14 protein-coding genes are annotated in these 13,587 nt (G+C 37.8%); 10 read left to right on the top strand and 4 right to left on the bottom strand.

Features of this window, described 5'->3' with window-relative positions:
- Nucleotides 1-161: 161 nt before the first annotated feature.
- The 5 genes from GQR93_RS08665 to GQR93_RS08645 all read left to right on the top strand — a co-directional run bounded on the left by GQR93_RS08665 (nt 162) and on the right by GQR93_RS08645 (nt 7,522).
- On the top strand, nt 162-2,255 hold the full coding sequence (locus tag GQR93_RS08665; RefSeq protein WP_225430295.1) for a PBP1A family penicillin-binding protein: 2,094 nt from the start codon (nt 162-164) through the stop codon (nt 2,253-2,255).
- A gap of 67 nt (nt 2,256-2,322) precedes the next feature.
- Nucleotides 2,323-2,667, top strand: a complete 345-nt coding sequence (locus tag GQR93_RS08660; RefSeq protein ID WP_003554397.1) for a YlbF family regulator — start codon at nt 2,323-2,325, stop codon at nt 2,665-2,667.
- 81 nt (nt 2,668-2,748) lie between these two features.
- Nucleotides 2,749-3,972 (top strand): metallophosphoesterase family protein, encoded by a 1,224-nt coding sequence (locus GQR93_RS08655; RefSeq protein ID WP_003554396.1) that lies wholly within the window; start codon nt 2,749-2,751, stop codon nt 3,970-3,972.
- Entirely contained in the window at nt 3,972-6,518 is a 2,547-nt protein-coding gene (locus GQR93_RS08650) for an ATP-binding protein (protein WP_003554395.1), read from the top strand. Before GQR93_RS08655 ends, GQR93_RS08650 begins: the two co-directional genes overlap by 1 nt.
- Before the next feature lie 14 nt (nt 6,519-6,532).
- Nucleotides 6,533-7,522: a 3'-5' exoribonuclease YhaM family protein gene (locus GQR93_RS08645; RefSeq protein WP_003554394.1), complete on the top strand. Its 990-nt coding sequence runs from the start codon at nt 6,533-6,535 to the stop codon at nt 7,520-7,522.
- Between the two features lie 63 nt (nt 7,523-7,585).
- Here GQR93_RS08645 and GQR93_RS08640 read toward each other — a convergent pair whose 3' ends face one another.
- The 3 genes from GQR93_RS08640 to GQR93_RS08630 all read right to left on the bottom strand — a co-directional run bounded on the left by GQR93_RS08640 (nt 7,586) and on the right by GQR93_RS08630 (nt 9,373).
- Nucleotides 7,586-8,467, bottom strand: coding sequence for a peptidylprolyl isomerase PrsA (locus GQR93_RS08640; protein ID WP_003554393.1), 882 nt, complete (start codon nt 8,465-8,467; stop codon nt 7,586-7,588).
- A 127-nt stretch (nt 8,468-8,594) separates the two neighbouring features.
- Nucleotides 8,595-8,906 (bottom strand): hypothetical protein, encoded by a 312-nt coding sequence (locus GQR93_RS08635; RefSeq protein WP_003554392.1) that lies wholly within the window; start codon nt 8,904-8,906, stop codon nt 8,595-8,597.
- A gap of 2 nt (nt 8,907-8,908) precedes the next feature.
- A complete protein-coding gene (locus GQR93_RS08630) occupies nt 8,909-9,373 on the bottom strand; it encodes an HIT family protein (RefSeq protein ID WP_003554391.1) in 465 nt (154 codons plus the stop codon).
- Between the two features lie 116 nt (nt 9,374-9,489).
- Between GQR93_RS08630 and GQR93_RS08625 the strand changes: the two genes are divergently transcribed.
- From GQR93_RS08625 to trmB, 3 genes are read left to right on the top strand one after another with little or no spacing between them, the layout of a single operon-like run.
- Nucleotides 9,490-10,227 (top strand): ABC transporter ATP-binding protein, encoded by a 738-nt coding sequence (locus GQR93_RS08625; protein ID WP_003554390.1) that lies wholly within the window; start codon nt 9,490-9,492, stop codon nt 10,225-10,227.
- Nucleotides 10,224-11,447 (top strand): ABC transporter permease, encoded by a 1,224-nt coding sequence (locus GQR93_RS08620; RefSeq protein ID WP_003554389.1) that lies wholly within the window; start codon nt 10,224-10,226, stop codon nt 11,445-11,447. Before GQR93_RS08625 ends, GQR93_RS08620 begins: the two co-directional genes overlap by 4 nt.
- Before the next feature lie 37 nt (nt 11,448-11,484).
- A complete protein-coding gene (gene trmB, locus GQR93_RS08615; protein WP_035444845.1) occupies nt 11,485-12,126 on the top strand; it encodes a tRNA (guanosine(46)-N7)-methyltransferase TrmB in 642 nt (213 codons plus the stop codon).
- On the opposite strand, the gene GQR93_RS08610 is transcribed toward trmB, so the two are convergent.
- Nucleotides 12,111-12,440, bottom strand: a complete 330-nt coding sequence (locus GQR93_RS08610) for a hypothetical protein (RefSeq protein WP_003554387.1) — start codon at nt 12,438-12,440, stop codon at nt 12,111-12,113. The two genes, trmB and GQR93_RS08610, sit on opposite strands and share 16 nt — an antisense overlap.
- A 152-nt stretch (nt 12,441-12,592) precedes the next feature.
- On the opposite strand from GQR93_RS08610, the gene GQR93_RS08605 reads away from it, so the two are divergent.
- Nucleotides 12,593-12,916, top strand: a complete 324-nt coding sequence (locus GQR93_RS08605) for a thioredoxin family protein (protein ID WP_003554386.1) — start codon at nt 12,593-12,595, stop codon at nt 12,914-12,916.
- A 24-nt stretch (nt 12,917-12,940) separates the two neighbouring features.
- On the top strand, nt 12,941-13,582 hold the full coding sequence (gene ytpR, locus GQR93_RS08600) for a YtpR family tRNA-binding protein (RefSeq protein ID WP_003554385.1): 642 nt from the start codon (nt 12,941-12,943) through the stop codon (nt 13,580-13,582).
- Nucleotides 13,583-13,587 lie beyond the last annotated feature (5 nt).

The raw sequence follows: 13,587 nt of genomic DNA, 5'->3' as shown, positions 1-13,587 counted from the left end.
CTTTTTTGTTTAAGATTGAGTACGCCATTTTTGGTTTTGCAATGTTTGCCTTTTGTTCGGCAGGCGAACTGTTTTTTAAATCCCCCTTAAAATTTACAACACTTCAGTTTTTGAAATTAACACTTGTGATACAATGTGTTGTATCTACAAAGGAGAGACTAATGAATAACAACAATTCAACTAAATCTTCCCGAAAGTGGTTGGGATCACTTATCAGGAAATTTAATCGGTTTTGTAGAAAATTTCATCTTATTAAATGGTTGATTGTCTTTTTTCTAACGGTGACACTGGTTGGAAGCATTTACTTAACTTTTCTTGCTAAAACGGCCCACGTCCAAAATCTGGAATCATCTTTGTCAAAAACGACTGAAATTTTTGATGCCAGTAATCAAAAGGCGGGTGAATTATATGCCCAAAAGGGGACATATGTTCATCTGAATAGGGTATCTCGAAATATTCCTAAGGCGGTTCTTTCAACTGAGGACCGAAACTTCTATCATGAACATGGGTTTTCTATTAAGGGGATCGGACGGGCCTTCTTTTTGCTTCTAAAGAATAAATTGCTTCATCGTGACTATATTAGTGGCGGTGGAAGTACATTAACCCAACAATTGGTAAAGAATGCTTATTTATCACAAGAGCAAACCATGACTCGGAAATTCAAGGAATTGTTCTTAGCAATTCAAGTTGAGAATGTTTACTCAAAGAATGAAATTTTAACGATGTATTTGAACAATGCTTACTTTGGAAACGGTGTTTGGGGTGTCCAAGATGCTTCTCAAAAATATTTTGGCGAGAATGCCAGCCAATTATCTGTCCCTGATGCTGCAGTCTTAGCAGGGATGCTGACGTCGCCAAGTGCATTTAATCCGATTGATCATCCGAAAGCGGCCAAATGGCGACGGGATGTTGTTCTTCAATTGATGGTTGAGAATCACAAGTTAACGCAAGCTCAGGCTAACTATTATAAAAAAACGCCCATTGAGGTCAGAGATACTTACGTTCGAAAGGATGGATATAAATACCCGTATTACTTTGATGCTGTTATTGATGAAGCGATTAGTAAATATGGCTTGACGGAATCTGAGATTATGAATCGCGGATATCGAATTTATACCAATTTAAATCAATCTCAACAGCAACAAATGCAGGCAACCTTTAAAAATAACACCTTGTTCCCTGCGAATGCTTCAGATGGGACGGAGGTACAAGCAGCTTCTATTGGGGTCTCGCCAACTACCGGAGGTGTTACCGCCGTTGTTGGTGGTCGTGGGCAGCATGTCTTCCGTGGTTACAATCGGGCAACCCAAATCAAACGTCAACCGGGATCGGCAATGAAACCGCTGGCGGTTTATACACCTGCGCTAGAAGCGGGGTATAAATTTGACTCGGAATTGGTTGATAAGAAAAAATCATACGGAACCAATCATTACACACCAAAAAACTACAATAATGTGTATCAGGGAAAAGTCCCAATGTATGAGGCGCTTGCTCAAAGTATGAATGCCCCTGCAGTTTGGTTGCTTAACCAGATTGGGGTTGATCGTGGCTATCAGTCTGTTAAGGACTTCAATATTCCGGTTACAAAAAAAGATAAGAACCTTGCATTGGCTTTAGGTGGACTCTCATCAGGTGTATCCCCACAGCAGATGGCAGGAGCTTATACAGCGTTTGCCAATGGTGGAAAAATCATGAAGCCTTTCTACATTCGCAAAATTGTGGATTCAACCGGCAAGGTGATCGTTGATAATACGGCCAAGCAACAGGGACGACAAATCATGCCCGCCTCTGTCTCAAAACAGATGACCAGTATGATGTTGGGTGTCTTTAATAATGGGACAGGTGCAGATGCCAAACCTTACGGATATTCCGTTGCTGGAAAAACTGGTAGTACTGAAGCAGATAATACCGGTTCTTCAGATGCGACAAAGGATAAATGGATTATCGGATACACACCAGACTTGGTTGTTGCAACTTGGGAAGGTTTTGACAGTACCAGTCAAGCACATCATTTGGAAAACTTAAGCGGTACCGGTATGGGGCTACTCTTTAGAAACGAAATGCAAACAATGCTGCCTTATACTAAAAATTCCAGCTTTAACACCAAGGATGCGCAGACAATTGTTCAGGACCAACAAAATAGTCATAACAATCTCTGGGATACGATTCAAAAGAAAACGGAACAGTATTCTGATTCAATTGGACAAAAAGCAAAGCGTTTTATTGATGATGCTAAGAAATGGTTTGGCCAATAGAGAAAAAGTGTGAACATCAGTATTTGTATGTTAAAATTAACTGACTATAACAATTAAGGAGATTTTTATGTCTGATAAATTAATGGATACCGCATCCCAACTTCAAAGTGAATTAAAAGACTCTGCTCAGTTTGCTGATTTAAAGGCAGCGTTTGAGAAGATCAAAGCTGATCCGGACACTTTTAAGTTATTTACAGCTTTTCAAAAGCTGCAATTACAATTACAACAACAGCAGATGCAAGGTCAACAACCTGCTGAGACTGATATTAAACGAGCCCAGGATATGGCCAATCAGGTTAAAGAAAATGAGTCGATTTCCAATTTGATGACTAAAGAAAAGGCATTAAACGACCTCTTGAATGATGTTAATAGAGTTGTAACCCAGCCGATTATTGACTTATATCGTGATTAATAGAATGCCGAATTTAGTGATTGAAAACTAAATTCGGCATTTTTTACGTACATAAGTATATAGAAGGGAACGGTTTTTGAAATGAAATTTATTCATGCAGCAGATCTTCATTTGGATAGTCCCTTTTTAGGTTTACAAAACCATACGATTCCCAGGGATCTTTGGGATAAAATTCGAAATTCAACGTTTACTTCTTTTGAAAGAATTGTTAATGATGCAATTGAACAGAATGTTGACTTTGTGTTACTTGTAGGAGATCTATTTGATCGAAATGATCATAGTGTTCATGCTGAAACTTTTTTGGTCCAACAACTGAATCGACTTAATGATCATCAAATTCCCGTTTTGATCTCATTTGGAAATCATGACTATTTTAGTGGTCGTGTTAATCAACTTGGTTATCCGGAGAACACTTATGTTTTTAGCAATAAGGTAGCAACTACCACTTTATTATTAAAGGATGGCCAACGGATAGCGGTTTCAGGATTTAGTTTTGGCAGTCAATGGATTAAGGATCCGATCATACAGAATTATCCTCAAGCAAGTGACGCAGATTGGAATATTGGTATGTTACATGGTAGCTTGGCCACTGTGAACTCCCCAGAGGCCAATTATGCCCCATTTAATTTAAATCAGTTACAAGAGAAAGGATATGATTATTGGGCATTAGGGCATATTCATAAAAGGCAGTCGCTAAATCCCCAAAAAACGATTAATTACTCTGGGAACACGCAGGGGCGACACATTAATGAATCTGGTGAGAAGGGTTATTTAATGGTGGAAGCAGTGCAACATGCTTTAAAGCCAAAATTTGTTGCAACAGCGCCAATCATTTGGCAAACAATCCACATTGAATTCGATGGTGAATCCGTTGGTGAACTACCGGAAACCATTTTTAGCCATTTGGCGTCACTTAATTTTTATAAATTAAATTTTCTTAGAGTGGTTCTAGATAGTCATATAACGATTCCATCGGACATACTAAAGGCCATTTTTGACGGTACATTTTTGACAGCACTTCAGAATTTAAACGCTCAAAACTGGCAGCAGTTAAATTGCTGGATAACATCAATCAAAATTCACCAATCTAAACCAGTGATAGTCAGTCGTCTGGACCAAGCCTATTTTGATCAAGCAAAGTCGGAGACATTTACGAAAGAAACATTAGCCGACTTGGCTGGTCCGCTGAAGGCATTAAGCTTTATTAATGATGATTTAAATGCTCAAGATACGTTAGACGATATTTTTAATCGTTCAATAGCGATTCTTCAGGAGAATATCGATCATGAAAAGGGTGATTCATAATGACGATCGACTATTTGAAAATATATGGGTATGGTAAATGGATTGATACGGAAATTTCTTTTAATCAATCGTTAGAAATGATATATGGACCAAATGAAGCTGGTAAAAGTACGATTATTGACTTTATCATTTCTGTCTTATTCGGGTTTCAAAGTAAACGGCAGGCAATCCATGGCCAATATATTCCCAAAAATCATCAAGATATGTATGGTGGTGAGATTATCTTTAGATATAAAGGTCGTCGTTATCGGTTGATTCGGACTAAGGGACCAAAAGGTGGGACGGTTCGATTTTTTGATGAAGATCAACATACCGAACTGAGTGAAGATGATTATCAAAAAATCATTTCTCCTTTGGATCGAAACGCCTACCAACAACTTTTTTATTTTGATGGAGAAGATCAACAAGCTGCCTATCAAATGAGCGAAGATGAATTGCGTACGCGTATTCAACAGATTGGGATTACCAATTCAAACCAGTGGTTTGGTCTTCAAAAAGAACTGGAGAAACAAGCGAAGCCAATTTATTCAGAGCGTGGACGAAAGCCTGAACTTAATCTTCAGCTAAAACGTTACCAAGAACTTGAAGATAAAGTACAATCAGCGCGACAAGATTATCTAAATTTTCAGACGCTAAAAAAGGAAGCTGTAAATACAAGTAATCAGTTGAAAACTGCTCGGCTTAATTTGAAGAAACGTCAAGGCAGAAGTCGGGAAAATCAGCGAATCGCCTCATCATTTCCACTTCTGGCCAAATATAATGAATTGCAGTTGGTCAATGAATCGCAGCTTCAAGAGGGATTTTCCGATGCAGACGTTTTGACATTTCAAACTATGAACTCCCGCATTTCATCCTACCAGGACCAATTAAAAACTAATAAAAAACAAATGGAAGAAATATCATCAGAAATCATTGAATCGCCATCACAAAGATTCTATGAACAAAACAAAGTGAAAATTGATGAACTGACAGTTCAGTTAGTTGAAGTTAAAAATAAATTGCCACAGTTTCGATTTATAGGTGAACAATTGGCAGATAATCAGCAACAACTCACTAAAATTCAAAATGATCTGCCAAGGAATAAAAGTGGTCAATTTCCAACTCCTTTTAATGATGCTGATCTGATATTGGTAACAACAATGTTAAATCAAAGTCAAAATGTTGAAACGAAAGTTGGAAGTCGGCTTCAACAACGGGGGCGGTCAAATGATCGATCAAATTATCTAATCTACTTAATTGCCGGTATAATTGTGTTGCTGACTATTTTGCTGCACCGTTTTGCCTTTAGTTGGATGGGGTACTTTGTGGCCGGGTTTGTAGCATGGTATGGCTTTAGTCAGCAGCAGACCGGTCGTGGTCGGAGTGTCCAGTCGCAGTACGCGCAGGTAGGAAGGTTTGACGACCAGTTAACGACTCTTGTGTCGAAATACCGATTAGAAGGGATTTCACAAAGTCAGTGGTTGTCAATTCAACCCGGTCTGAGACGTCTGTTGGATTTAATTGATCAAGAAAATAAACTGAAAAGTCAACAGACGTCTTATCTTCAACAAATAAATCATTTTTTAGCAAAGTGGCAGTTTGCGAGTCACTGGATTCCATCTAATGACGACGTTTTGACGCACCTTGCTATTATTGATCAAACAGTTTCTCAATGGCGAAAGCAGCAGGACAATTATCAAAGTAGGAAGGCAGGGGCTCGAGCCTATGAACAGACTATTGCGCACCTTCAAGATCAGCTCAGCAGCGAACAGGGAAAACTAATTGATTTCCTTTCTAAACGTCATTTAAAGTCCGAAGATGGTTTTTACGATATGCTGAATAGACAAAAACATATTCAGGCAAAATTGGAAAGAAAAAAAGAGCTGTTTGACCAACTGAAATCGGCAGGCATGTCTGATATTCAAGAGATGGATCGAGACGGTTTTCAAAAGCAATCAGAGGCATTAGAAAATGAATTGAGTCAGCTCCATGAACAGATTGATAACTTAACTCAAAAGCAGACAAAACTGACTATTCAAATGAATGATCTTATCAGTAACGGTCGTTATTACGATTTAAAACAGGAATTGGCCAATCAAAAATCGGAAATTTTGGAGAATGTTCACAAATTCTTGGCAATTTCACTGAGCTATCAATGGCTCCAGAGAGTACTTGATATCGCAACTAAGGGACGTTTACCAAAAGCGATAAAGGGCGCTAAAGCATATTTTAGTGTGATGACGCAGGGAAATTATTCAGATGTCCGGTTCGGTGATCATATTATGGTTACCAGAGCGGATGGAGAACAATTTAATGTTAACGAGTTATCAAAAGGAACCTTGGAACAGCTTTATTTATCGCTAGTATTTTCGATGGCTGTTGGATTTAGCGATGACTATCCGTTGCCTATCATCATTGATGATGGCTTTATGAGTTTTGACGCAACTCGAAAAAAAGCGGCCTTTGATGTGATGAAAACAATTAGTAAACATACACAGGTATTGTATTTTTCAGCTTACCGTGATTTATCAGGTAATTTAAATACGATTGATTTAACAAGGATATAGGAGGGTGGTTTAAAATGGCAAAACACTTAATGGATTTTTCTTTAGAAGAAGATTTTGAGACATATGTTTTGATTAAGAATGCTGACAAACGGGTCGCAAAAAACGGGAAGTCGTTTCTTTCTATTACATTTCAAGATCAATCCGGTCAAATCGCCGGTATGTATTGGGACGCAAGTGAACAGGATGCGCAACAATTTGTTCCAGGAAGAGTAGTTTACCTAAAGGGAAAACGAGAAAACTACAAAGATACGCCTCAGATTAAAATATATGAGATGCGCTTGACTAAAGCCAATGAGCCACATGATCCACTGATGTTTGTTAAACGTGCTCCTATGACAAGTCAAGAAATGAAAGACTACATTAACCAAACGATTTTTGAAATTACTAACGCAACATATAATCGAATTGTTCGAGCACTACTTAATAGACATGCAAAATCATTTTTCAGTTATCCGGCAGCAAAAAGTAATCATCACGATTTTGCAGGAGGACTGGCGTTTCACACAATTTCAATTCTGCGACTTGCTCATTCTGTTGTTAAACAGTATCCGGATATTGATGCACCGCTGCTTTATGCTGGGGCTGTTTTACACGATCTAGGCAAAACGGTTGAATTATCAGGACCGGTTGGAACGGAATATACTTTGGCAGGGAATCTATTAGGACATTTAAGTATTATTGATGCTGAAATTGTTGAAGCGGCGGACAAATTGGGCATTGATGGGCAAAATGAAGATTTACTTTTATTGCGACATATGGTTCTGTCCCACCATGGATTACTAGAGTATGGGTCACCTGAACGTCCAAAATTATTAGAAGCGGAGATACTTCATGACCTTGACGAACTGGATGCCTCAATTATGATGATTCAAGGTGCGCTGACAAATATTGTTCCCGGTGATTATTCCGATAGAATTTTTGGATTGGATAACCGGCGCTTTTATAAGCCGCATACACCAAATCATTTACAAGATAGCGGAAAAGATCCAAGTAGTTTATTTTAGGCACTAAAAAACGGTTGAGAGTTTTAAACTCCCAGCCGTTTTAATCATACAATTAATTAGAGATTACTTCTTCTTTGAAGAGCTTGAAAGGTAATCAGATAAGACGTTTTGAAGATCTTTATCTTGAATTGTAACCTTACCTTTTTTAAGGACCTTAGAAACAACTGAATGTAACGTATCGCTGTCTGCTAAGCGCTTGTCGACGAGTTGAGTCTTCAATTCGCTTTCATGGTCTTTGTAAGTTCCCTTTGCAGGGTGGTTAACCATTTGAATAACTTGATAGCCATATTGAGTCTTAACAGGTGTCTTGGTGTAGTCGCCATTCTTCAACTTGAAAGCAGCCTTCTTGAAGTTTGAATCAAGAGAAGTGTTTGTGTTATCAAATGCCGAAATTCGACCGCCCTTATTCTTGGTAGCAGTATCAGTTGAATACTTCTTAGCTAAGCTTGAGAAGCTCTTACCAGCTTTAAGTTGTTTGATAACCGTTTCAGCAGTTGATTTCTTTGAAACCAAGATTTGATTAACAGTTACTTTTGGTTGATAAGACTTGAACTGTGCTTTCAACTGAGCATCGGTAAATTTGGTGTTATCCCGCACTGCTTGTTGTAATAAAAGATTTGAACGAATCGAATCTTTCAACTGTGAAGCAGTCATACCATTTTGCTGAAGAACAGCGTTAAATGATGAGCCGTATTGCTTCTTATACTTGTTGAAGTCTTTGTTGACAGCAGAATCCTTAACCTTTTTGCCGTATTGTTTTTCCAATACTTTGTTAAGAATCATTTGTTGCAATACCTGCTTACCACTTGATGTACCCTTCAAGCTGCTGTAATAAGCACTTTCAGTAATCTTACCGCCGTTAGTAGTTGCAACTGACTTGCTACCACAAGCTGCAAGCGTAAAACTCATGAGTACTCCGGCTAAAACGATTAGCCATTTTTTCATACAAAAACACATCCATTTCTACATATAGTATTCGTTTGTAAAGCAAACGTTCCGTACAATAATAACATATTCTTGGCAACATACCTAAGCCACCGTTGAACTTAAACAAAAATTCATAAAATTGTGATTATGGTTTGTTTATTTTTGAGCTGTATTTGTTAATCTCATCAATTCTCGGCTGAATTTGAAACTGCGCTTCGTCGATATCTCTTTGCAATGCAATTAAAACTTTTTCAAGTTCAGGAATTTGATCTTTAAACTTATTAAGGGCCTGCTTAAAATCTTCGTAGGCGGCTTGCCAATCAGAATAGGCCTGTCTTTTTACTCGAAAACTTTTCCTTACTCGTTTTGCGAAAGCTTCAGGCGTTTCTTTATTGGTATATAAGTAAACACCAAATAAAAACGCAGCTGCACCAGCCATTTTCAATCCGGTTTTCATGATTAATCTCCTATATGTGCTACGATTGAATCTTGAATTTTCTTCAAATCATCTGGCGTATATTTATTGGAGTTATCTTTAAAGGTCATTGAGAAGTCGTCATGGTTGGTATACCGTGGTACCAAATGGAAGTGGGAATGAAATACCGACTGATAGGCAACCTGTCCATTATTGTTAAGAATGTTCATACCTTTTATATCCGGATTGGAGTCTTTAACAGCTCTGGCGATCTTTGGAATTCTTGAGAAAACTGCTGCAGCGAGTTCCGGGTCGTACTCAAAAATATTTGCGATATGTTTTTTTGGAATAACCAAGGTATGACCGGGGGTTCCTTGAGAAATATCGAGGAAAGCCTTTACAACATCATCCTCGTAAATAGTGTAACTTGGAATTTCATTTCTGACAATTTTACAAAAAATACAATCTTTCAAAAGTTTTACCTTCTTTCTGTCAATACTAACAATCATTATAACATCAATGTCGACCCGAACTAATTCAAAGACTAATTTTCTATGTTATAATTTGTTCTGTATCTGTTTTTGTTGATTGAAAGACTAAACTATTAGAATTGTGGAGTGAAATAATGACCTTACAAGTTTCCAATCTTGTTGGTGGATATTCCCAAGTTCCCGTTTTAAAGGATGTTACCTTTGATGTTAAGGATGGGGAATTAGTCGGGTTGATCGGACTTAATGGTGCCGGCAAATCCACAACAATTAATCATATTATCGGTTTGTTAACACCGTTTAAGGGATCAGTTAAAATTAATGGTGTAGCAATTAATGACGATGTAAAAAAATATAAACAGCAGATTGCATATATTCCCGAACAACCGATTGTTTATAAAGAGTTGACACTAAAAGAACATTTAGAAATGACCATGCTTGCTTATAACTTGGATCAGAATGAGGCATGGAAACGAGCGGATAAACTATTAAAAACATTCCGATTGGAAAATAAATTAAACTGGTTTCCTGATAATTTTTCAAAAGGAATGCGGCAAAAGGTCATGATTGTTTGTGCATTTTTGACAAATGCCAAATTATTTATTATTGACGAACCGTTTCTTGGACTTGATCCGTTAGCCGTTAACGATTTGTTGAACTTGATTTCCGAACGAAAGAAGCAAGGGGCAAGCATTTTAATGTCAACGCATGTTTTAGACACCGCGCAACGTTACTGTGATCGCTTTGTCTTATTACATGATGGCAAGGTCAGAACAGAGGGTACTTTAGCCCAATTACAAGCGCTCTTTCCAGAAGCCGGCAATTCACTCAATGATATCTACCTGACGCTAGCAAGGGAAGGCGAGGCTTCATGAAAACATTGTTTAAAAAACGCTTGGGCGCTCATTTAACTGAGTTAACGAAGTATTTGAGACTTGTTTTTAATGATTACTTTGTTTTAGCACTTGTTTTCATGATTGGTGGATTAGGGTACTATTATTCTAATGCGCTTAAACAACTGACAACCGGTCTTTGGTGGGCACCACTTCTTATTATCATTGTGCTTCTGATCAGTGTCCAGACTGGTAGGATGGCAACACTGATTGAGGATCCGGATTATGTTTTTTTATTGCCACAAGAGGCCGAGTTGATCGGCTATCTCAAACGTGCTTTTTGGTATAGCACAATACTTGCAGCTTTGATGCAACTATTATTCTGGATAGTTTTGATGCCCTTTATACAAGTCACAGTTTCTGCTTCTGCGCCTCAACTATTTTCCTTATTAGGCACCATCATATTCTTAAAAGTAGCTTGGATGAATGCCGATTTTGCCAGGAAATATCATTTGCAGCATAAATGGATGGGAAACCGATGGCTCTTTCGATTGATCATTCCAGTTGTTGTGCTGGCAATCTCTATCTATGTTAATTACTTTATAGGGGTCGTCTTAGCTGCGATCGTCATGATTGGCGGACTGTTTACCCAAAATGCTTGGAAAAAACGCTCTGTAGATTGGCAAACACTGATTGCCGATGAAAATAGTCGCATGCATTCGATTTACCAATTTTTTAATTTATTTACTGATGTGCCATCCCTAAAGGGTTCTGTAAAACGGCGGAGGTATTTGGACTGGTTGCTACACAAAATTAAGCTTTTGCCGGACAACACCTATTTGTACCTTTATGCACATGGCATTATTCGTGATAATGAGATGAGCGGTTTATATGTCAGATTAACAGTTATTGGTACGTTACTCCTGGTTTTTATTAAAGGAGAAGTCTTACCAATTGTTTTGTGTTTACTGTTTCTCTATTTAATTGGCTTCCAAATGATTCCGTTCTACTTTCATTTTGATGACAATGCGTTTGTTCACATTTATCCAGTTACAACTGAGTTTCAATTAAAGAATTTCCAAAGAGTGCTGTTAATGATGATGGGGACTGTTGCGGTCATTTTTGCGATTACGGTCATTGCCGTGAACTTAACAGCGCCCGTTACGGTTATTGGCGTACTCATTGGTGAAGCCATAGAAGTTGGCCTGTTTATTTTTATGTATGTACCAAGAAGAATCAAAAAAAGTGAATTTAGTAGATAACGATAAATTTGATAAATTAAATGAAGAGGTGAAAAGTTTGCGTGTAAGAAATAAACCTTGGGCAGATGGTTACATTAAAGATCATGCGGATTATATTGTAACAGAGCCCAAAAATTGGCTTGGCAAGTGGCAGGAACGGTTTGAAAGTAAGCAACCATTAAACGTTGAAATTGGTACCGGCAAGGGACAATTTATTATAGAAAATGCAAGGGCTCATCCGGAAGTTAATTACATTGGCATTGAACTTCAGAAATCGGTGATTGCAACTGCACTTCGAAAATTCATGGAAGATCCACTGCCAAATCTACAATTTGTTTTGACCGATGGTGCTGACTTGGACGAATTATTTTTGGTGGGTGAAATTCAAAAAATATTTCTGAATTTTTCAGATCCATGGCCCAAAAAAAGACATGCAAAAAGGCGATTGACATCGCCTGGTTTTCTTAAAACGTATCAAAAAGTACTTGCTTCAAACGGAGACATCGAATTTAAAACCGATAACCGGGGCCTCTTTGAGTACACACTAGTGACAATGAACAATTTCCCGATGATTTTTGATGATGTATTTCTTGATCTTCATCAATCACCAGAAAATGAAACTAACATTGAAACCGAGTATGAGGAAAAGTTTAGTCCGAATGGGCCAATTTATAAATTAGTTGCTCATTTTAATTCATAGACTTCTTCTTTTAACGTTTTATTAGTTAAGTAATTGACCCAGAACGCGTGAACTTCAACGTTACCGTCATTGGTCTGATAATTATAACCAAAGTGGAAAACTGGGGACGTTGACTTTGTTTTTTCAAAAGAAACGCTCCAATGTCCAAGATATTTTCCAGCAATAGTCAAATCACGATGTTGTTTAATCATTTTATTTAAAAGGCTTTCGCGAATTCGTGATTTCTGGTAATCTTTATTCAGATTAAATATTACGTAAACGCTTGTAACAATACTTGCGAACATGACACTTTGATAAAATGATTTAGTTTCCATAGATGTTCACCTCTTTAGCGATAATTGTTTAAACTTAAGTATACGCTTTTAGGAACAAGGCATTGAGCAAAAGCACATAACAATTTGGGTTTATGCGATATAATTTGATTGCTTACTAAATGAAAGCAAGAGTTTGAAAGGATGATAAAGTCATGAAAGAGTTACCCAAAACCGATTTAGCTACCTTGGAATCTCAAATTCCTGAAGGTAAATATATGTTGTTCTTCACAGCGGGATGGTGCCCTGATTGCCGGTTCATTAAACCTGCAATGCCTGAAATCGAGCAAAAGTATCAAGACTATACATTTTTAAAAGTTGATCGAGATGAAAATATTGATTTAGCTGGTGAAATGGATGTTATGGGGATTCCAAGCTTTGTTGCCTATGATAATGGCCAGGAGATCGGTCGTTTTTCAAATCCTGATCGCAAGACCAAACAAGAGGTTGAAAAATTTATTGATTCATTAAATAAATAAAGATGGATAGGGAAGGATAAAATAATGTTAATTGCGAGTTATAACCCTAAGAACACGGGTGACACGATGGTGGTAATTATAAATCAGGACGTGGATAATCAGGAAACGGTTGTTCACGACAACGTTGCCCGTATCTATGATTCGAAAACCGATCAAACATTGGGGTACAACTTCCTAAAGGCAAGTCAAATTCTTCCTGAAGTTATTGATCAAAACGGTCAGATTGATTTAACAGAAGGACAAGTTCAAAGGTTAAATCAATTTTTGACGGCACATGGTTTTCCGGGTGACCTTAAAGCGGATGAAGAAGCACGTTTTGTCGTGGGGTATGTCAAAACAATGACGGATCATCCACGATCTGATCATTTAAAGATAACAACGACGGAAGTTGATAACGGTCAGGAAGTGCAAATTGTTAGTGGATCGCCAAATATGCAGGTCGGCATTAAAGTTGTTGTTGCAAAAATTGGTGCAATGATGCCCAACGGATTAATCATTTGGCCTGGAGAACTTCGGGGTGTTGAAAGCGATGGTATGATTTGTTCAGGACGAGAGCTTCACATTCCTCATGCACCACAAGTTCCAGGAGCATTAATTTTACCGGATGATTATCAAGCGGTTGGAGAACCGTTCGATTTCAAGAAAGCACAACATTTATTCAGTTAATTATA

This window comes from Lentilactobacillus hilgardii (assembly GCF_009832765.1).
Taxonomy (GTDB): domain Bacteria; phylum Bacillota; class Bacilli; order Lactobacillales; family Lactobacillaceae; genus Lentilactobacillus; species Lentilactobacillus hilgardii.
This window is presented reverse-complemented; position numbering and strand designations above follow the sequence as displayed.

Excerpts from the sequence above, each read along its gene's own strand:
- GQR93_RS08655 (WP_003554396.1), top strand. The coding sequence starts at position 2,749 with ATGAAATTTATTCATGCAGCAGATCTTCATTTGGATAGTCCCTTTTTA.
- GQR93_RS08630 (WP_003554391.1), bottom strand. The coding sequence starts at position 9,373 with ATGATTGTTAGTATTGACAGAAAGAAGGTAAAACTTTTGAAAGATTGT.
- GQR93_RS08650 (WP_003554395.1), top strand. The coding sequence starts at position 3,972 with ATGACGATCGACTATTTGAAAATATATGGGTATGGTAAATGGATTGAT.
- GQR93_RS08665 (WP_225430295.1), top strand. The coding sequence starts at position 162 with ATGAATAACAACAATTCAACTAAATCTTCCCGAAAGTGGTTGGGATCA.
- GQR93_RS08610 (WP_003554387.1), bottom strand. The coding sequence starts at position 12,440 with ATGGAAACTAAATCATTTTATCAAAGTGTCATGTTCGCAAGTATTGTT.
- GQR93_RS08605 (WP_003554386.1), top strand. The coding sequence starts at position 12,593 with ATGAAAGAGTTACCCAAAACCGATTTAGCTACCTTGGAATCTCAAATT.
- GQR93_RS08660 (WP_003554397.1), top strand. The coding sequence starts at position 2,323 with ATGTCTGATAAATTAATGGATACCGCATCCCAACTTCAAAGTGAATTA.
- GQR93_RS08645 (WP_003554394.1), top strand. The coding sequence starts at position 6,533 with ATGGCAAAACACTTAATGGATTTTTCTTTAGAAGAAGATTTTGAGACA.
- ytpR (WP_003554385.1), top strand. The coding sequence starts at position 12,941 with ATGTTAATTGCGAGTTATAACCCTAAGAACACGGGTGACACGATGGTG.
- GQR93_RS08635 (WP_003554392.1), bottom strand. The coding sequence starts at position 8,906 with ATGAAAACCGGATTGAAAATGGCTGGTGCAGCTGCGTTTTTATTTGGT.
- GQR93_RS08640 (WP_003554393.1), bottom strand. The coding sequence starts at position 8,467 with ATGAAAAAATGGCTAATCGTTTTAGCCGGAGTACTCATGAGTTTTACG.
- GQR93_RS08625 (WP_003554390.1), top strand. The coding sequence starts at position 9,490 with ATGACCTTACAAGTTTCCAATCTTGTTGGTGGATATTCCCAAGTTCCC.
- GQR93_RS08620 (WP_003554389.1), top strand. The coding sequence starts at position 10,224 with ATGAAAACATTGTTTAAAAAACGCTTGGGCGCTCATTTAACTGAGTTA.